Here is a 17,300-nt window from a genome sequence, read left to right as displayed (position 1 = left end):
GGTGTTGCGATCCTTTTGGCGTGGTGCTGGTCTGGTAGTGCGCGCTGGCTTTTCTGCCGGCCGGGGAGCCTGGCTAGAGGAGTTCCTGGAGGTCGTTGACCACCCGGGTGGCTCCGGCGTCGAGCAGGGTCTGCCGGCCGGCACCCCTGTCCACGCCGATTACGGAATGGAAGGTGCCGGCGTGTCCGGCCTGGACGCCGGAGACCGCGTCCTCCACCACCACGCATTCTTCGCTGGGCAGGCCGAGCAGCTGCGCTGCGTAGGTGTAAGTGGCCGGGCTCGGCTTGCCCGGAAGGCCCTCGGCCGCGGCCACCACCCCGTCAACCACTATCTCGAAATGCCCGTTCAGGCCCGCGGCCTTCAGGACGGCAGGGGCGTTCCGGGATGAGGAGACGACGGCGACCTTCAGTCCGCGGGCCACTGCGGCTTCCAGGAAACGCACCGAACCCGCAAAAGGCTCGACACCGGCGCTGACGATGTCATTGAATACCTGGTTCTTGCGGTTGCCGAGTCCCTGCACCGTGGCGCGGGCGGGGTCCTCAGGTGAAGAGTTTTCCTCGCCTTCCGGGAGCACAATGCCGCGGGACGCCAGGAAGTCCCGGACGCCGTCGAACCGGGGTTTGCCGTCGATATGGTCGAAGTAGTCTTCCTCGCGGTACCCGGCCACGTCGGGCCTGGACGCGAGGTAGCCTTCGAAGAGTTCCTTCCACGCCTGTTCGTGGACGGTGGCGGTGGGTGTCAACACTCCGTCAAGGTCGAACAGGATGGCTGAGGCTGTGGTCCAGCCGGGGCTTTGGGTTGTCAGAACGTCAGTCATGCGGTGTCCTTCCAGACGGCGGGGAGCCTTAGTGCGTAACGAAAATGGGCGGATTTAAGCGAGCGGGACCTCAATGTCGAGGCTCAAGATTCGGGATCTCACCAGGCAGCGGAGTGCGGGTGCAGGGCGTGGAAACCGCGGGCAACGGCGTCCGCTGGATCAGCAGGGGCGGCTAAGGGCCAGGGCTGGAACCTCGGCGGGCCGGTGGGCTGCTGCTAATCGTCTTCTTCCATGATGAGTGCCTTGGTGCGGCCTGCCAAACTGAGAGAACGGGAGGGGCGGTACAACCCGTGCAGGGGCCTGGCACTTGTGCATCGGTCCGGCGTCCTATTCCTGCTGGGTCTGCGGCCGCAAGCACTCGGGCCAACGTCGAGTGTAAGCGCTTACAAATTTGTCCCGCAACTATTTTACTAGGCTCAGCACGTAGTGGCGGAGGAAGGCGCTGACGTCCACCATCTCGGTCTTGCTCATCGCATGGCCCATGCCGGGATACGTCCGTGCGGTCAACTGAGTGTTCTTGTCCAGCCACCCGGCTGCGTATTCCGTGGCTTCCTCGTTGATCACCAGGTCGGCCTTGTCCCGTCCCCAGAAAAAGGGTGGCGGGGACTCAAAGGAGTCGGTGAGTGCAAGGAGTTCGTTGTCCAGCACAAACCCGGAAAGCCCCACTGTCGCCTTGTAGTCGGCGGGGTGCAGGCGCAGGAGGGTACTGGCCATGGCCATGCCCTGCGAGTAGCCCATCAGGGTCACGCTGCTGTGGCGGCCCTTGACCGAGCTGATCCAGGCGTGGACGGCGTTGGTGGCGCTGATGACGTCGGCGAAATCGTTCGACAGGAAGTAATCCAGCAGGAACCAGCCGTAGTGGTCGCCGATCACCATGGGGGCCCGAAGTGCCGCACACGTGAATTCGGACGGCAGGTATTCGAACAGCCGCACCATCCGGGACTCATCCGTACCGTAGCCGTGCATCAGGACCAGCAGCGGCGTGCCGTCCCGTTCAGCTTCCGGCTTGGACCAAACAACTGTCTCCATCGGACCAGCCTAGCCATCCGTCACGCCGAATAGCTGCACGCAGGCCGCTGAACAGCCATGACACCACCACCGCAGTGCCGCGGCGCAGGCTGGCGGTCATTGAATCGTGCAGGGCCGGGCTGTAGCGTGAGTGCACAGCATGCTTATCAGTTCACCACGTCAGTTCGGCACCACGAGTACTCCAACAACAAGGAGCAAGCCATGAGAATCGGTTCCGCCATCTTCCTTATTGCCCTCGGCGCCATCCTGGCGTGGGCCGTCGCTCCAGGCCTGATCCCCTTCGTGGACCAGGTTTTGATTGGGTACATCCTGATGGCCGTGGGTGTCATCGGACTGATCGCCTCGCTCGTCCTGGCCTCGCCGGGACGTAGCCGCCGCGTCAGCGAAACCCGCTCAGTGGTTGATCCCAACACCGGCGAGCGCATCACTCGCAACGAAAGCCGCGACGGCGGACTGTAAGTCCCGGACGGAAGCCCGAACCCAAATCCAGCCGCCCGGACAGCAATGACCGGCCAGGAGCCCCGCGAGCCGGGCCCGACCCCGCAAGGGTCCGGTCCGGCTCTCGCGCTTTCCGCTTTTCTGTGTTTTCTTGGCTTTCGTTGACAAACCAACACAGACAAAGATAAAGTCAAGTAATTCAACATCACGTGATGCCAATCACAGGAATTTCAGCACTTTACGCAACGGAGGGTACGTGTTCGCCGAGGAGCGCCAGCAGAAGATTGCCGAGCTTGTTACCGGCACCGGCCGGGTCAGCGTGACCATGCTGGCCGAGCGCTTCCGCATCACCACCGAAACCATCCGCCGCGACCTCGCCACCCTCGAAACAGCCGGCACCGTCCGCCGTGTCCATGGCGGCGCCGTGGCCGCGGACCGTTTCAGTACCTCCGAGGAAAGCATCAATGAACGGACCATCCAGCGCCCGGACCAGAAGCTGCGCATCGCCCAGGCGGCACTGGCCCTGATCCCTCAGGGAAAGTCGGGAAGCATCCTGCTCGACGCCGGTTCCACCACCGAGGCGCTCGCCGACCTGCTCTCTCGGCGCCCCGCCGTCGTTCTTTCCGGCGCAACGGCTTCCGGCGCGGCTACCAGTCCGGCTGCCGGCGCGCCGCATGCCAACTCCGCGTCAACGCCCGAACTCGTCGTCATTACCCACGCAGTCCCGATCGCCGCCAGGTTGGCCAGCGCACCCGGAATCGCACTGCAACTGCTGGGCGGCCGGGTGCGCGGCCTCACCCAGGCAGCCGTGGGGCAGGCCACCGTGGACTCCGCCCAGCGGCTGCGCCCGGACATCGCATTCATCGGCACCAACGGCATCCACGCAAGCTTTGGCCTCAGCACCCCCGATCCTGAAGAAGCCGCCGTCAAGGCAGCCTTCGTACACTCGGCGCGCCGCATCGTGGTGCTGGCCGACTCCTCCAAACTGGACGCGGAAACCCTGGTCCAGTTCGCCTCCCTGAAAGATCTGGACACTTTGATTACAGACAGCGAGCCCGGCCCGGAACTCACAGCCGCCCTGACCGACGCCGGCGTTGACGTGGTGATCGCATGATCGTCACCTTCACGGCCAACCCCAGCCTGGACCGTACGGTGGCCCTCCCCGGCCCGTTGGAACGCGGCGAAGTCCAGCGCGCGGTTTCGGTCAGCCAGGAATCCGGCGGCAAAGGCGTTAACGTGTCCCGGGCGCTGTGCGCCTCGGGCGTTGAGACAGTGGCTGTTCTTCCGGGGGCGGACAGCGATCCCGTCCTTGCGGGGCTTCGCCACGACAAGGTACCGTTCGCTGCCCTCGCCATCGACGAGCCGCTGCGCACCAACGTTGCGCTCACCGAACCTGGCGGCGTGACCACCAAGATCAACGAACCCGGGCCGGTGCTGAGCGCGGACGAGCAGGAAGCACTGATCAGCCTGCTCCTGGAACAAGCCCGCGGTGCCAGCTGGGTGGTCCTGGCCGGTTCCCTGCCGCCCGGCTTCCCGGCCGACTTCTACGCCACCGTGACGCACCGGTTGCGTTCCACTGCCGACGGCGCCGCCCCGCTGATCGCCGTCGACTCTTCCGGCGCTCCGCTCGCCGCTGCCGTCGCTGATGCGTCGGCAGCCACCGTGTCCGGGAAACCGGACCTCTTGAAACCCAACGCCGAGGAACTGGCGGAACTGGCTGCAGCAGCCGGCCACGCCACGGCGTTAACCGCAGAGGAACTTGAAGCGGATCCGGAGGCCGCCGCAGCGGCCGCCGCCGCCGTCGTGCGTTCCGGTGTGGGTGCTGTACTGGCAACTCTCGGATCCAAGGGAGCTGTCCTGGTAACGGCCGACGGCGCGTGGCTCGCCACGCATCCGCCGGTCGCCGCGGTCAGTACGGTCGGCGCGGGCGATTCATCGCTGGCTGGCTATCTGCTCGCCCACGGCCGGGGCGCCGCCCCGGCCGATTGCCTCCGTCAGGCGGTGGCCCATGGTGCCGCCGCCGCCTCCCTGCCGGGTTCCACTGTCCCGGCAGTCCACCAAACCACCCCGGATGCCGTAACCATCACGGCCCTTCGAAAGGATTGACAGTGACTCAGCTCATCACCACCGAACTGGTCGAGCTCGACCAGAACCTGGGCACCTCGCCCGAGGATGTGATCCGGCACCTGGCCAGCAAAGTTGCTGCCACCGGCCGCGCCTCAGAAGTTGAAGGCCTCTTCGCCGACGCCTTCGCCCGTGAGCAGAAGACCGCCACCGGTATCCCTGGCGGCATCGCTATCCCGCACTGCCGGTCTGCCGCGGTCATCGAACCCACGCTGGCCATGGCCCGCCTGAACCCCAAGGTGGACTTCGGCGCCAAGGACGGCCCCGCCGACCTGATCTTCTTCATCGCCGCCCCGGATGGTGCGGACCAGGAACACCTCAAACTCCTGTCCAAGCTGGCCCGGTCGCTGATCAAAAAGGACTTCACGGCAGCGCTGCGTGCGGCATCCAGCCGTGAGGACATCGTGGCACTCGTGGACGGCGCACTGGCCGACAAGCCGGCCGCCCACGCTGCGCCTGTTCCTGTCGATGCCATGGCCGGTGCTGCCGGGGGCGCTTCCGGCGCCGCCGCAGGTGCTGCTGCCGCTTCAGCAGGCTCCACCACCGCCACTACATCCGGTCCGAGGCGCTTGGTAGCTGTCACGGCGTGCCCCACCGGTATCGCCCACACCTACATGGCCGCCGACTCGCTGGTGGCCGCCGCCCAGGAAATGGGCGTGGACCTTCAGGTGGAGACCCAGGGTTCGTCCGGCGCCAAGCCGCTGGACCCCGCTGTCATTGCCGCCGCCGAAGCCGTGATCTTCGCGGTGGATGTGGACGTCCGTGGCAAGGAACGGTTCGCCGGCAAGCCCGTCATTAACGCCCCGGTCAAGCGCGGCATCGACGAGCCGGCCAAGATGGTCCAGGAAGCACTCGCCGCGGCCACAGATCCGCACGCCCGGCGCGTACCGCACTTCGGCGCCGAAGAGCAGGCCGAGCAGGCTGCAGCTGAAAAGGGCGAGCACATCGGCCAGAAGCTGAAGCGGGCACTCCTCACCGGCGTCAGCTACATGATTCCGTTCGTTGCCGGCGGCGGCCTCCTGATTGCATTGGGCTTCCTGATGGGCGGCTACCTCATCACCAAGTACGCGGACAACATCGTTGTGCAGAACAGCCTTTTCAACCTCCCCACCGAGTTTCCGGACAACGCCTGGGGCCCCTTGGGCGCCTACATTGGCGCGGTCCTCTTCAAAATCGGCGGGTTGTCGCTGGGCTTCCTGGTCCCGGCGCTTGCCGGCTACATTGCCTACGCCATAGCTGACCGTCCGGGCATCGCACCGGGCTTCGTTGCGGGCGCCGTCGCCGGCTTTATGGGCGCGGGCTTCCTGGGCGGCATCGTCGGTGGTCTCCTCGCCGGTTACATCGCGCACGTCATCGGCCAGCTTCAGGTGGCGCGTTGGCTTCGCGGCCTGATGCCCGTGGTGATCATCCCGCTGGTGGCTTCCATCGTGGCGTCGGGCCTGATGTTCTTGATCCTGGGCGCTCCGATCGTCGCCATCACGGTTGGACTGAACTCCTTCCTCTCCGGCCTGACCGGCGCCAGCGCAATCGCGCTCGGCGTCATCCTTGGCCTCATGATGTGCTTCGACCTCGGCGGTCCGGTCAACAAGGTCGCCTACGCTTTCGCCGTCGCAGGTCTGGGTGCCGCGTCGCTGGACAACCAGGCACCTTGGCAGATCATGGCAGCCGTTATGGCCTCCGGCATGGTGCCGCCCCTGGCCATGGCCCTGGCATCCACGGTCCTCGACAAGAAGCGCTTCAGCCTGGCCGAGCGTGAAAACGGCAAGGCGGCGTGGCTGCTGGGCGCATCCTTCATCTCCGAAGGGGCCATCCCGTTCGCCGCTGCCGACCCGCTCCGTGTCATTCCGGCCAGCATGCTGGGCGGCGCGGTCACCGGGGCCATCTCGATGGCTGCCGGTGTAGGTTCGAAAGCACCGCACGGCGGCCTCTTCGTCTTCTTCGCCATCGACAACTTCCTGATGTTCGTCGTCGCGATCCTCGTTGGAACCGTCATAACTGCGCTGGCCGTCATCGCCCTCAAGCGTTGGGCCGTCCGTCAGCCGGAGCCCGCTGCTACCGTGGAGTCAGTTCCCGCAACGGTCTGACCAGCCTCACCAAACCAACCATGCACGGCGTTTCAAGCACTAAGCGCCGAAAGATAAAGGAGCAACAATGTCAGAACGCACCGCAACCGTCGCCAGCCGCGTTGGCCTGCACGCCCGCCCCGCCGCCATCTTTGCCGAAGCCGCCGGCGAGTTCGACCTGGACATCACCATCGCCCGTGAAGGCGAGCCCGTTGACGAGGCGATGGATGCTGCCAGCATCCTGTCCCTCATGAGCCTGGGCGCATCCCACGGCGACGTTGTGGTGCTGCGCGCCGAAGGTACCGGCGCGGACGACGCCCTGGAGCGTCTGGTCCAGATCCTGGAAACGGATCACGACGCCGAGTAGCGGCACCTGGTTCGATAACAGCGCGTGCCAGCGGCCGCCGTCGTACTTCTCTCCCGCGTTGGGGACAGTACGACGGCGGCCGCTGGCTCTAAGCGTCCCCCGCCCAACTAGGTAGCAGCACATGTCGTTATGGAGGCTCATTACGACATCTGCTGCTACCTAGTTGGGCGGGTCAGGCGCGCTCGGCGATCTTTTTGACGTCCGCCACGAGCATGTCCCACATGCCTTTGGAGTGCTCGGCCGCGTCTTGGCTGGCGTTGTTGTCCTGCGCGAGGGTGAGCCTGGTTACGCCATCCCGGTCTTCGAGGGTCCAGGTCAGGGTGTGGTAGTTCTCGGGTTGGTCCTCCTCGCCACCCAGAGGGCTGAAATGCGTGTGAACCAGCCTCTTGCCGGGTTCCACTTCCAGGATGGTCCCTTTGTCCTCGTAGAGCTTGCCCTCCCACTCGCCACGCCAAAGGATGGGCCCGCCAACGGTCCAGTCGGTCACCAGGTCGGCCCCGAACATGAACTCTTTTACGGCGGCTGGGTCGGTGATGACGTCCCAGACGCGGCCGGCAGGAGCGTCAATGGTGGCGGCGGATGTTGCCACGTGGTTCGCTGTCATGCCCGGGCCTTCTTGGCGGTAAAGATCAGATATTCCCACTCCATCTGCCACGCCGCATCGCCATGAGCGTCACCGAATGAGTCGGCAAGCTCAGTGAGTGCTGTGTCCAGGGCTTTGGCTTTCTCCTGGTCCTCGCCGAGGAACTTGTAAACCGAGATCGTGGGGCCGTAGTGCGACTTGAAGTAGCGCAGGAAGTCCGCCGGCTGGTGGAAGCTGTGGACGACCAGCCTGCGCTTTTCCGCGTGGACGTCCGTGATCCGATCGCCGAAGAGTTCGCGCACGTGGTCTTCGCTGCCCCACAGCGGCGGCGGCTGAGCGCCGGGCGGAGGCGGCGGAGCGAACGGCTTCATGGCGGCGAACATCTTTCCGATGAACCCCTCGGGTGTCCAGCTGAGCAGGCCGATGGTTCCGCCAGGTTTGCAGACACGCACGATTTGGTCTGCCCCCGCTTGATGGTGCGGGGCAAACATCACGCCGAGGCAGGACGTCACCACATCAAATCCGTCGTCCTCAAAAGGCAGGGCCTCGGCATCTGCTTCCACCCATTCCAGCTCAACGCCACGATCGGCGGCCTGGTGCCGCCCGGCGTCGAACATCTCCGGGGTGAGGTCGCTGGCAATCACCGCGGCACCCATCATGGCCGCCGGGATGGCTGCGTTCCCTGCCCCTGCGGCCACGTCCAGGACCCGCTGCTTGGGTCTAACCTTGCAAGCGTCCACGAGGATTGCCCCAAGGTCCTGGACCAGTTCGCTGGCCAGCGCCGGGTAGTCCCCCGATGCCCACATGGCCCGGTGCTTTTGCTTCAGCGCCCGGTCTTCCTCGGCCACGTCCGTTTTGTCGTTCATTTCGGCGTCCCTCCTCCATCATCGTTGACAGGTTTTGAGTGACAGCACGCTGTTGGCACAGGGCTGCGATGCGACTCATTGTGGCGGCAGCAAATCGTGAAAGCAAGCAAACTTAGCGCTTCCTTGTTTTTGCACAGCCCCGGAATTAGCGTGGAAGCCTGCTGCAACCCGCACCCCTCGAAGGAGGATGACATGCCAGCCAAGAAGAACCCCAGCCTGAAAGATCCGGAACTTTACGAGGAACTGCGCGAGGACGGCGCGTCCAAGCAAAAGGCGGCGCGCATCTCCAACGCTGCGGCGAACAAGGGCCGCTCAGCCGTGGGCCGCAAAGGCGGCAAGTCGGGCGACTACGAGGACTGGACCGTGCCGCAACTCAGGGCCAAGGCCAAGGAACTTCGCCTCACGGGATACTCGGCCAAAAAGAAGAGCGAACTCATCTCCGCCCTGCGGAACTCCTAGGCGGCGGCCATCAGCTTAACTGTAGAACGCCCGCCACCCGGGGCTACACCGACCGCCGGCTCAGGCATCGCCTCAGGCACCCTTTCTCGCCCGGGACGTGGTCGCCTTCGCCGCAGGCTTCGCAGCAGTGGATTTCGGTGTTGTGGACTTGGCTGTTGTGGACGTGGCGGTGGATTTGGCGGCGGTCCGCGTGGAGGCGGACTTAGCTGCAGGTTTCGCGGGAGCCTTCCCCCGCGAGCTGCCGGCACCTTCCTTGGTGCCGCCGTCGTCCGCTTCGTGGCTTTCGGACTCATCCTCATCTGCCGCGGCTCCACGGCCGCGCTTCCGGTCCAGGCTTCGCTTCAGCGCCTCCATCAGGTCGATGACTTCCCCCTTGCCACCTTCGCCCGCTTCTGCGCCGAACGTCTCGTCGGTGTTGAGCGAATCGCCCTGCTCCAGCTTGGCGTCGATGAGCTTCCGGAGCTGCACCTGGTAGTCGTCGGTGAAGTGCTCCGGTTCGAAGTCAGCGGCCATAGACTCCACCAGCGCGGCGGACATCTCACGTTCCTGGGCGGAGATCCGGACGGACTCGTCCAAGGCAGGGAAGCTGGCTTCACGGACCTCGTCGGGCCACAGCAGGGACTGGAGCACCAGCACGTCGTCCTTAATACGCAGTGCCCCCAGGCGGGTCTTCTCGCGCAGTGCAAACTGGACGATGGCCACCCGGTCTGTGTCCTCCAGCGCCCGGCGCAGCAGGACGTAGGCCTTGGGCGATTTGGAATCCGGCTCCAGGTAATAGCTCTTCTCGAACATCATGGGTTCCAGCTGTTCCGAGGGGACAAACTGGACCACCTCGATCTCGTGGCTGTTCTCCGCCGGGATGGATTTGAGCTCCTCCTTGGACAGGACCACGGTGCGGCCGTCGTCCTCATACGCCTTCTCAATGTCCGAGTAGTCGATGACCTTGCTGCAGACCTCGCACCGGCGCTGATAGCGGATCCGGCCGCCGTCGGCGTTGTGGACCTGGTGAAGGCTGATGTCGTGGTCCTCAGTGGCGCTGTAGACCTTCACGGGCACGTTGACCAGGCCGAACGCGATGGCACCTTTCCAGATGGCTCTCATCCCTCAAGTGAACATCACCGCAGGCCGGAGGTGAAGACCCATGGCCGCCGCTAAGGAACGTGTCCGGGTTGCAGGGCGGGAGCTGACCCTCACCAACCTGGACAAAATCATCTACCCGGAGACCGGCACTACCAAGGCCGACGTCTTGGCCTACTACGCCGCAGTGGCCCATGTCCTGATCCCCGCTGCAGCGAACCGGCCCGCGACCCGCAAACGCTGGGTCAACGGCGTGGGCACCGCGGCGAAGCCGGGCGAGGTGTTCTTCCAGAAGAACCTGGAGGACTCAGCGCCGGGCTGGCTCCCGCGCGCCGCCATCACCCATAAGGAACGGACCATCTACTACCCGCTGGTCAACGATCCCGCCACGCTGACGTGGTTTGGCCAGATCAACTCGCTGGAAATCCATGTGCCGCAATGGCAGGTGGATTCCCACGGCAACCAGCTGAATCCGGACCGGCTGGTGCTGGACCTGGACCCCGGCGACGGCGCAGGCCTGGCCGAGTGCGTGGAAGTGGCCCTCCTGGCGCGCACCATCCTGCAGGATGTGGGCCTGGACCCCGTCCCGGTGACCAGCGGCAGCAAAGGCATTCATCTCTATGCCGGCCTGGACGGAACCCAGACCTCGGACCAGATTTCCGCATTTGCCCACGAACTGGCCCGCGCCCTGGAGTCTGACCATCCGGACCTCGCCGTCAGCGACATGAAGAAGTCCCTGCGCGAGGGGAAGGTCCTGGTGGACTGGAGCCAGAACAGCGCAGCCAAAACCACCATCGTTCCTTACTCACTGCGTGGCAGGCCGACTCCCATGGTCGCGGCGCCGCGGACCTGGCGGGAGATCAGCTCCCCCGGCCTCCAGCAGCTCGACTACCAAGCCGTGATGCGCCGGGTGAAGGAAGGCAAAGACCCGTTCGCCGCCGTCGAGCACGGTGGGGGGCACCCCGGGGACCCTGGGCAGGTAACGCCCGACGACGGCGGCTCGCATCCGCGCTTGGCGCGGTACCGCTCGATGCGTGATCCTGGTGCAACGCCCGAACCGTTCTCGGGAGTCTCTGGAAATGGGGACACCTTTGTGATCCAGGAGCACCACGCCAGCCGGCTCCACTTCGACTTTCGGCTGGAGCACGGGGGCGTGCTGGTCTCGTGGGCCCTGCCGAAAGGCGTCCCGGACTCCGGCGGCAAGAACCATCTGGCGGTCCAGACCGAGGATCATCCCCTGGACTATGCCTCCTTTGAGGGCACCATCCCCAAGGGCCAGTACGGCGCCGGCGAAGTGACCATTTGGGACCACGGCACCTACGAGCTGGAAAAGTGGATCAACGGCAGGGAAGTTATCGCGACCCTGACGGGGTCGGAGGGCGGAGGCCTGGGCGGGACGAAGAAGTTCGCCCTGATCCAAACCGGCCGTGGCCGCGGCAAGGACTCCGAAGGGCAATGGCTGATCCACCTGATGGACAAGGATCACCACACGTTTCATCCCCGGAAGGCTCCCGCCGAGGACCCGCCTGATCCGGCTGAGGCGGCAGACGACGGCGCGGCCAAGGACGGCCCGGTAGGGAAGGAGCAGCAACAACCGGAGGGCACGAATCCTGCAGGCACAAAACCGGCCGCTCCCCTCCGCGCCGCAGATTTCAGCCCCATGATGGCCACGGCCGGGACCGCCGCCGATCTGCAGGGCAGCGACTGGCGGTTCGAGCTGAAATGGGATGGCGTCCGCGCCCTGATGGTGGCTGACGACGAGAAGGTCCGAATCATCAGCCGCAACGGGAACGATGTCACCGCAACCTACCCGGAACTGACGGAACGGGCCTGCTGGCCGAAGGGAGCGTTCGTCGCGGATGGTGAGATCTTCGCCGTCGGGCCTTCCGGCAAGCCTGACTTCGGCGTACTTCAGGGACGCATGAAGCTGACCCGGACCGGCGACGTCGCCAAGGCACGCGCAGCCATCCCGGTCCGGCTTATGCTCTTTGACCTGCTGGCCCTCGGCAGCGAGGACCTTCGCCGCCTGCCGTTCGACATGCGGCGGCAGCGTCTTGAGCAGTTCCACCGGCCTTCGGGCTGCCCTGTGGAGCTGTCTCCGGTCCTGGACGAAAAGATCGAGCACCTTCTGGAAAGTGCGCAGGAACTGGGGCTTGAGGGCGTCATGGCGAAGCGGACCGATAGCAGGTACGTCAGCGGGCAGCGGACCCGGACCTGGATCAAGATCAAGCTGGAGCAGACCCAGGAAGTGGTGGTGGGCGGCTGGCGGCCGGGCAAAGGCGGACGGCAGAGTTCGGTGGGGTCGCTGCTGGTCGGCATCCCCGACGGCGGCAAGCTGCGCTACGTGGGCCGGGTAGGCAGCGGGTTCAGCACGCGCGAACTGGAGGAACTCCGGCAGAAAGTAGACAATCTGGCCCGCAAGACGTCACCGTTCGACGACGTCCCCCGCGAGGATGCCTCGGACGCCCGCTGGGTGACGCCGCGCCTGGTCGGCGAAGTGACGTTCGGCGAGTGGACGGGCAGCGGAAAGCTCAGGCATCCGGTGTGGCGCGGGTGGCGGCTGGACAAGAATCCCGGGGACGTGGTGCCGGAGGCGTAGGCGCGACTGCCTACCCCGGTGACACATGGTCCGGTGACACTCACATCCCTTGAGGACACGGCTACGGCCTGGGACTCCCGTATTCGGGTGTCCCAGGCCGTTGGCGTGCCGGCTGGTGGACTTGCGAGCGCCAGATCAGACGCGCGACACCAGGCCAGGCACGCCTCAGGATGAGTGCGGCATCTGCGGACGGCCGGTCCGGTGCACAGCGGTGACTGCAGCTTCGTTGCCCACCTGGCCGTGGCCTGAACCGTGTTCCTTGGGGTGCCGGCTCTTGCCGTTGCCGTCGGGCCAGTGTTGTTCGCCGGCCATCGCCGTGGTCACAGCGATGATAGCGGGCCCAGGCAGGGCCTGCTCATCCATGGCTGCCGCGAGGTGATCCGCCACCTCAGGTTCGATCCTTGGTCCAGCATTTTGCTTAGCCATTTTTCTTCCTTTCCACAGATGAAGGACTAGTGACATGAAGTGCTACCAGCGGACCTTCTTCTCGACCGGACCCTGCTTGCCGCTGGCGTGCGTGGGCTTGTGGTTCTTGCCGACGCTCTGCATTCCGGAATCGCCGCCCCGGGACTTGCTGGCGAGCATTGCCCGTTGCGCCTCGGTCAGCCCGGCCCGGATTCCCTTGGCATCGGAGTTCTCAGGCGAGGCTTCGGACTGCTCGGGGGTTTGGGATTGGTCGGAGGAATTTTTTTCAGTCATTGATTGGAACCTTTCTGAGGAGGAGCAGCTTGTCTCTGACGAGATCAGCGGGGACGGGGCCGGGCGCACCAGGCCGCACGCGTCCGCCTACTCAAAAATCAGTGTTCCCATGGCACAACAATAGGCAGTCCGAGCCGTGGTTGTGAACCCCCGGTATTGGCCCGGTGACGAGCTCCGGACAGGGCGCCGCCCGCCGTGGCAGTCGTCACCTTTCGCGCCGAATCAGGCTCTCAACGCCACGGAAAGTGGCCGCGGAAGAAAAAGATTGGGTAACGATGATTCCCACGGCCCGGGATCCCAACGATGGCGCGGCCAAACAGGTGAAAAGAAATCTGCTAACACCGACTCAAACGCCCCGAAACAAGCGATCCTACGGCATGAAACTCTCAATTGCCTCAAGATTCGCGTAAAATTGAAGGCCTGCCCAGAGCGGGGCAGCTACAAGTCGCAAGCAAATGACCTCCACGGGAGTTGCCCAAATGCCCACAGACCGAAGCACGACCGACTCTTCAGCAGGCGTAAACAACGCCGGCGGAACCAACAATGCAGTAGTAACAAACGCACAACCTGCGAGTCCTTCCGGGCCACGCAAACCGAAGATCCTTGCACGCCGCCGACTCAAAGAGTCCGACGTGAATGTCGTCAACCAGCCCATGCTGAAAAAAGCACTCGGCGGAACCATCGTGGGTAACACCATGGAGTGGTTCGACGTCGGCGTGTTCGGCTACCTGATTACCACCATGGGGCCCGTTTTCCTTCCTGAGGCCGACAAATCCGTCCAGACGCTGTTCCTGCTGGGAACGTTCGCCGCCACCTTCATCGCCCGTCCACTCGGCGGCGTCGTGTTTGGCTGGCTCGGCGACAAGATCGGGCGGCAGAAAGTACTCGCCGCAACGCTGATGATTATGGCGGCGAGCACGTTCGCCGTCGGTCTGCTTCCGGGATACGCGCAGATCGGCATCTGGGCCGCGGCGCTGCTGGTACTCCTAAAGCTCGTTCAGGGCTTCTCCACCGGTGGGGAATACGCCGGCGCTACAACCTTCGTCAGCGAATACGCGCCGGACAAGCGCCGTGGATTCTTTGCAAGCTTCCTGGATATGGGCAGCTACCTTGGCTTTGCCTTGGGTGCGGCGCTGGTTTCTGTCCTGCAGTTGACTCTTGGACAGACAGTCATGGAGGAGTGGGGCTGGCGCATTCCTTTCCTGGTTGCAGGTCCGCTGGGCCTCATCGCCATCTACTTCCGGAACAAGATCGAGGAATCCCCTCAGTTCCAGGCCACTCTCGATGCCCAGGAAACCATTGGGCAGGCCAACGCCGCAGCTGACGTGGACAGTGCCAAGAGCCCGGCGGGAATCGTGAAGGCCTATTGGCGCTCACTTATCGTCGCCATGGTCCTTGTTGCCGCTGCCAATACGGCCGGCTACGCCTTGACGTCGTACATGCCGACGTATCTTACTGAGTCCAAGGGCTATGATCCTGTCCACGGGACGTTGCTGACCATCCCGGTGCTGGTCATCATGAGCCTCTGCATTCCCCTGACCGGGAAGCTGTCTGATCGGATCGGCCGCCGTCCCGTGCTGTGGATCGGCGCGATCAGCACCGTGGTGCTGGCAACCCCGGCCTTCCTTCTGATCGGCATCGGTGAAGTCTGGTCCACGCTGGCGGGCCTTACCCTGATCGCCTTCCCGGTAACTTTCTATGTGGCAAACCTTGCTTCGGCTTTGCCCGCGCAGTTCCCGACAGCCAACAGGTACGGCGCCATGGGTATTGCCTACAACTTCGCGGTTGCCATCTTCGGCGGTACCACGCCGTTCATCGTGGCTGCGCTGATCAACGCGACCGGCAACGACATGATGCCGGCCTACTACCTCATGGCTACGTCGGCTGTCGGGGCCGTGGCCATCTACTTCCTGAAGGAATCCGCCCAGCGCCCCCTCCCGGGATCCATGCCCAGTGTGGATACGCAGGCGGAGGCGCGTGAACTCGTGGCCACCCAGGACGAAAACCCACTGATTGACCTGGACGATATGCCGTTCGAAACCCAGGACATCACCGATGCTTCGGCCGGCAAAGATTCCGCCGCCAAGCTTCCGGCCGGAGTCTAAGCAACACCTGGAACAACGGACCGGCCTGTTCCGGCCGGCTTGTAGCCCGCGCTCAAAGGCCCGTGCTGCGTGCTTTCCTTGGGGGAAGCACGCAGGGCGGGCCTTAGCCGTTCCCGGGAGTTGGTGACGCCGGGAGATAATCGTGTGGAGGCTCCGGCTCCGGGGCACAGACCAATGACAGGTGGTGTTCCCGCGTGAAGTCCGTCATGCGGCAGGTACACGCCCTGCACCGGCTTGAACCTGCGAACAACGACCACCTGGCAGCGCTTCGCGTGGCCACCAGCGTGGCCATTCCCTCACTCATCCTCTTGATCCTGGGCCGCGCCGACCTGATCATCTACGCGGTGTTCGGCGCACTGACCGGGATGTATGGCCGGTCCGAGCCGCACCAGTTGAGGCTCCGCCACCAGTCCCAGGCAGCCCTGGTACTGGTCGGCGGGGTGGCAGTGGGCGTCTTCCTCTCCTTCAACCACCTCCATTCCTGGTGGCTGGTGGCCGTCGAGGCGGTGCTGGCAGGCGTCGGCTCGGTCTATTCGGACAGGGTGAAACTCAAACCAAACGGCCCGTTCTTCGGCATCCTTGCCCTGGGTGCCTGCGCCTCCGTCCCCCTGGCCGTCCCCTGGTATGTTGCCCTTGCCATCGCTGCAGGCGCCGCAGCTTTCTCCATGGCGGTGGGCTTCGGCGGCTGGATCCGAGGCCGTTCGTGGCAGCGCGGAGCCGCCCGCGATGTGGTGGTCCTGCGGGGCGCAGCCGGCCGGGCTGCCGCGGTTCACGCGGCCCGATACACGTTAGCGGTTGGCCTGGCCGGCTCCATCGGGGTGCTCAGCGGCAGCGGCCATCCGCACTGGGCCATGGCTGCTGCTGCCGTGCCCCTGGCGGGAGCGGACTTCCCCAGCCGGGTGCGGCGAGGGATCCACCGCATTGTGGGGACCTTCCTCGGGCTGGCGGTCACCGCCGTCGTTCTGGTGCCCGAACCGTGGGCCCTCGCACCCCTGTTCGCCGCCCATCAGGTGGTGGTCTTGGGCGTCCTGGTCATCATTTTCCAGTTCACCACGGAGCTGTTCATGACCCGCCATTATGGGCTTGCCATGGTGTCCTTCACACCCGTCATCCTGCTGATGACCCAGCTCGCGGCGCCCACCGACCCGACCGTGCTGATCCTGGAACGCGGCGTGGAAACCTTTGTGGGTGCGGTGGTGGGCATCCTGGTGGCGGTGGCCGTCCGGCAGCGAGCGGTGGAGCAACGGGCGGTTCGGTTCCCGCTACTTCGGCCTGCGCGCCGGACCGGTGAGTAGCCGGTCCGGCAGCACCCGCGCCGCAACCGCCACGGCTTTGTAGCGCTTCGACGGGATGGACACAGCCTTTCCGCGGAGGTTGTCGGCCAGGCCTTCGCGCACCACACGCTCCGCCGTCAGCCACGCCCAGGACGGTGCCACGGCCTTGTCCATACCCATCCGCTCATGGAACTCGGTATGCGTCAGGCCCGGGCATACCGCTGTCACAGCTACGCCGCGCGCTGAGTACGCCAGATTGGCCCAGCGGCTGAAGGTGAGCAGCCAGGCCTTCGCCGCCGCATATGTCCCCCGCGGCAGGAAGGCCGCAACACTCGACACGTTGATGATCCTGCCGCTGCCCCGCTCAAGCATCGCGGGCAGCACCGCGTGGGTCAGTTCCAGCGCAGCCCCGCAATGCAGCTTCAGGTGCTGCTTCTCGTCCGCGATGCTGTTCTGTTCAAAGTCGCGCAGCAGGCCACTGCCCGCATTGTTCACTAGGATCCCCACCGGCCGCGTGGCGTCCGTGAGGCGTCCGACGACGGCGGCCACCCCGGCGTCGTCCGTCAGGTCTGCGGGCAGCACCTCCGCCGTGGTTCCGTAGCGCTGTTCCAAGTCCGCCGCCGCCTGTTCCAGGCGGGCCCGGTTCCTTGCCACCAGCACCAGGTGGTGTCCCTGGGCGGCGAGTTGCCGGGCGAACTCGGCACCGAGTCCGGCGCTGGCCCCGGTGACGAGGGCTGTCGTTGTGGCTGGTGTTGTCATCCGCCCAGACTAGCTGCCTTCGCCGGCGGCGCACCGGGCCG

At 65.1% G+C, this 17,300-nt stretch carries 17 protein-coding genes; 9 read left to right on the top strand and 8 right to left on the bottom strand.

Annotated features, from left to right (window positions below; translation table 11 throughout):
* Positions 1 to 73 precede the first annotated feature (73 nt).
* Together AC1DIM_RS17000 and AC1DIM_RS16995 are read right to left on the bottom strand one after the other, a co-directional pair.
* Entirely contained in the window at positions 74 to 817 is a 744-nt protein-coding gene (locus AC1DIM_RS17000; RefSeq protein ID WP_477711676.1) for an HAD family hydrolase, read from the bottom strand.
* Positions 818 to 1,219: 402 nt separating this feature from the next.
* Positions 1,220 to 1,846 (bottom strand): alpha/beta hydrolase, encoded by a 627-nt coding sequence (locus AC1DIM_RS16995; RefSeq protein ID WP_477711675.1) that lies wholly within the window; start codon positions 1,844 to 1,846, stop codon positions 1,220 to 1,222.
* Positions 1,847 to 2,047: 201 nt separating this feature from the next.
* On the opposite strand from AC1DIM_RS16995, the gene AC1DIM_RS16990 reads away from it, so the two are divergent.
* The 5 genes from AC1DIM_RS16990 (at position 2,048) to AC1DIM_RS16970 (ending at position 6,838) form a co-directional block, all read left to right on the top strand.
* On the top strand, positions 2,048 to 2,305 hold the full coding sequence (locus tag AC1DIM_RS16990; RefSeq protein ID WP_164202818.1) for a DUF6458 family protein: 258 nt from the start codon (positions 2,048 to 2,050) through the stop codon (positions 2,303 to 2,305).
* Between the two features lie 235 nt (positions 2,306 to 2,540).
* Positions 2,541 to 3,398 carry a DeoR/GlpR family DNA-binding transcription regulator gene (locus tag AC1DIM_RS16985; protein WP_477711674.1) on the top strand — a complete coding sequence of 286 codons (858 nt, stop codon included), beginning with the start codon at positions 2,541 to 2,543 and terminating at the stop codon, positions 3,396 to 3,398.
* Positions 3,395 to 4,390 carry a 1-phosphofructokinase family hexose kinase gene (locus AC1DIM_RS16980; RefSeq protein WP_477711673.1) on the top strand — a complete coding sequence of 332 codons (996 nt, stop codon included), beginning with the start codon at positions 3,395 to 3,397 and terminating at the stop codon, positions 4,388 to 4,390. The genes AC1DIM_RS16985 and AC1DIM_RS16980 overlap by 4 nt, the downstream gene beginning before the upstream one ends.
* A gap of 2 nt (positions 4,391 to 4,392) precedes the next feature.
* Positions 4,393 to 6,492 (top strand): PTS fructose transporter subunit IIABC, encoded by a 2,100-nt coding sequence (locus tag AC1DIM_RS16975; protein WP_477711672.1) that lies wholly within the window; start codon positions 4,393 to 4,395, stop codon positions 6,490 to 6,492.
* Between the two features lie 67 nt (positions 6,493 to 6,559).
* Positions 6,560 to 6,838, top strand: coding sequence for an HPr family phosphocarrier protein (locus tag AC1DIM_RS16970; RefSeq protein WP_164202827.1), 279 nt, complete (start codon positions 6,560 to 6,562; stop codon positions 6,836 to 6,838).
* Between the two features lie 172 nt (positions 6,839 to 7,010).
* Here AC1DIM_RS16970 and AC1DIM_RS16965 read toward each other — a convergent pair whose 3' ends face one another.
* Together AC1DIM_RS16965 and AC1DIM_RS16960 are read right to left on the bottom strand one after the other, a co-directional pair.
* Complete coding sequence (locus AC1DIM_RS16965; protein WP_477711671.1) at positions 7,011 to 7,442, bottom strand: SRPBCC domain-containing protein; 432 nt, start codon at positions 7,440 to 7,442, stop codon at positions 7,011 to 7,013.
* A complete protein-coding gene (locus AC1DIM_RS16960) occupies positions 7,439 to 8,287 on the bottom strand; it encodes a class I SAM-dependent methyltransferase (RefSeq protein WP_477711670.1) in 849 nt (282 codons plus the stop codon). The genes AC1DIM_RS16965 and AC1DIM_RS16960 overlap by 4 nt, the downstream gene beginning before the upstream one ends.
* 192 nt (positions 8,288 to 8,479) lie before the next feature.
* On the opposite strand from AC1DIM_RS16960, the gene AC1DIM_RS16955 reads away from it, so the two are divergent.
* Positions 8,480 to 8,746 (top strand): DUF7218 family protein, encoded by a 267-nt coding sequence (locus AC1DIM_RS16955; RefSeq protein ID WP_477711669.1) that lies wholly within the window; start codon positions 8,480 to 8,482, stop codon positions 8,744 to 8,746.
* A 72-nt stretch (positions 8,747 to 8,818) separates the two neighbouring features.
* Here the strand turns inward: AC1DIM_RS16955 and ku are convergent, their stop codons facing one another.
* Positions 8,819 to 9,847 (bottom strand): non-homologous end joining protein Ku, encoded by a 1,029-nt coding sequence (ku, locus tag AC1DIM_RS16950; RefSeq protein WP_477711668.1) that lies wholly within the window; start codon positions 9,845 to 9,847, stop codon positions 8,819 to 8,821.
* 40 nt (positions 9,848 to 9,887) lie between these two features.
* Between ku and AC1DIM_RS16945 the strand changes: the two genes are divergently transcribed.
* Positions 9,888 to 12,422, top strand: coding sequence for an ATP-dependent DNA ligase (locus AC1DIM_RS16945; RefSeq protein WP_477711667.1), 2,535 nt, complete (start codon positions 9,888 to 9,890; stop codon positions 12,420 to 12,422).
* A gap of 165 nt (positions 12,423 to 12,587) precedes the next feature.
* Here AC1DIM_RS16945 and AC1DIM_RS16940 read toward each other — a convergent pair whose 3' ends face one another.
* Both AC1DIM_RS16940 and AC1DIM_RS16935 read right to left on the bottom strand, forming a co-directional pair.
* Complete coding sequence (locus AC1DIM_RS16940; protein ID WP_477711666.1) at positions 12,588 to 12,848, bottom strand: hypothetical protein; 261 nt, start codon at positions 12,846 to 12,848, stop codon at positions 12,588 to 12,590.
* Positions 12,849 to 12,890: 42 nt separating this feature from the next.
* Positions 12,891 to 13,121, bottom strand: a complete 231-nt coding sequence (locus tag AC1DIM_RS16935) for a hypothetical protein (RefSeq protein WP_477711665.1) — start codon at positions 13,119 to 13,121, stop codon at positions 12,891 to 12,893.
* A gap of 479 nt (positions 13,122 to 13,600) precedes the next feature.
* Here AC1DIM_RS16935 and AC1DIM_RS16930 point away from each other — a divergent pair, with 479 nt between their 5' ends.
* Together AC1DIM_RS16930 and AC1DIM_RS16925 are read left to right on the top strand one after the other, a co-directional pair.
* On the top strand, positions 13,601 to 15,226 hold the full coding sequence (locus tag AC1DIM_RS16930; RefSeq protein ID WP_477711664.1) for an MFS transporter: 1,626 nt from the start codon (positions 13,601 to 13,603) through the stop codon (positions 15,224 to 15,226).
* 194 nt (positions 15,227 to 15,420) lie between these two features.
* The gene (locus AC1DIM_RS16925; protein ID WP_477711663.1) at positions 15,421 to 16,521 is read left to right on the top strand and encodes an FUSC family protein; all 1,101 of its coding nucleotides are present in this window, start codon (positions 15,421 to 15,423) and stop codon (positions 16,519 to 16,521) included.
* Here the strand turns inward: AC1DIM_RS16925 and AC1DIM_RS16920 are convergent.
* Positions 16,489 to 17,259 carry an SDR family NAD(P)-dependent oxidoreductase gene (locus AC1DIM_RS16920; RefSeq protein WP_477711662.1) on the bottom strand — a complete coding sequence of 257 codons (771 nt, stop codon included), beginning with the start codon at positions 17,257 to 17,259 and terminating at the stop codon, positions 16,489 to 16,491. The two genes, AC1DIM_RS16925 and AC1DIM_RS16920, sit on opposite strands and share 33 nt — an antisense overlap.
* Between the last annotated feature and the right edge of the window lie 41 nt (positions 17,260 to 17,300).

It is taken from the genome of Pseudarthrobacter sp. 01T43, from assembly GCF_056398665.1.
Note: the sequence above shows the minus strand (reverse complement) of the source record. Positions and strands in the feature narration are given on the sequence as shown.

Coding starts and splice junctions, on each gene's coding strand:
- AC1DIM_RS16955 (WP_477711669.1), top strand. CDS start 8,480: ATGCCAGCCAAGAAGAACCCCAGCCTGAAAGATCCGGAACTTTACGAG.
- AC1DIM_RS16965 (WP_477711671.1), bottom strand. CDS start 7,442: ATGACAGCGAACCACGTGGCAACATCCGCCGCCACCATTGACGCTCCT.
- AC1DIM_RS16920 (WP_477711662.1), bottom strand. CDS start 17,259: ATGACAACACCAGCCACAACGACAGCCCTCGTCACCGGGGCCAGCGCC.
- AC1DIM_RS16995 (WP_477711675.1), bottom strand. CDS start 1,846: ATGGAGACAGTTGTTTGGTCCAAGCCGGAAGCTGAACGGGACGGCACG.
- ku (WP_477711668.1), bottom strand. CDS start 9,847: ATGAGAGCCATCTGGAAAGGTGCCATCGCGTTCGGCCTGGTCAACGTG.
- AC1DIM_RS16940 (WP_477711666.1), bottom strand. CDS start 12,848: ATGGCTAAGCAAAATGCTGGACCAAGGATCGAACCTGAGGTGGCGGAT.
- AC1DIM_RS16990 (WP_164202818.1), top strand. CDS start 2,048: ATGAGAATCGGTTCCGCCATCTTCCTTATTGCCCTCGGCGCCATCCTG.
- AC1DIM_RS17000 (WP_477711676.1), bottom strand. CDS start 817: ATGACTGACGTTCTGACAACCCAAAGCCCCGGCTGGACCACAGCCTCA.
- AC1DIM_RS16960 (WP_477711670.1), bottom strand. CDS start 8,287: ATGAACGACAAAACGGACGTGGCCGAGGAAGACCGGGCGCTGAAGCAA.
- AC1DIM_RS16980 (WP_477711673.1), top strand. CDS start 3,395: ATGATCGTCACCTTCACGGCCAACCCCAGCCTGGACCGTACGGTGGCC.
- AC1DIM_RS16935 (WP_477711665.1), bottom strand. CDS start 13,121: ATGACTGAAAAAAATTCCTCCGACCAATCCCAAACCCCCGAGCAGTCC.
- AC1DIM_RS16970 (WP_164202827.1), top strand. CDS start 6,560: ATGTCAGAACGCACCGCAACCGTCGCCAGCCGCGTTGGCCTGCACGCC.
- AC1DIM_RS16945 (WP_477711667.1), top strand. CDS start 9,888: ATGGCCGCCGCTAAGGAACGTGTCCGGGTTGCAGGGCGGGAGCTGACC.
- AC1DIM_RS16930 (WP_477711664.1), top strand. CDS start 13,601: ATGCCCACAGACCGAAGCACGACCGACTCTTCAGCAGGCGTAAACAAC.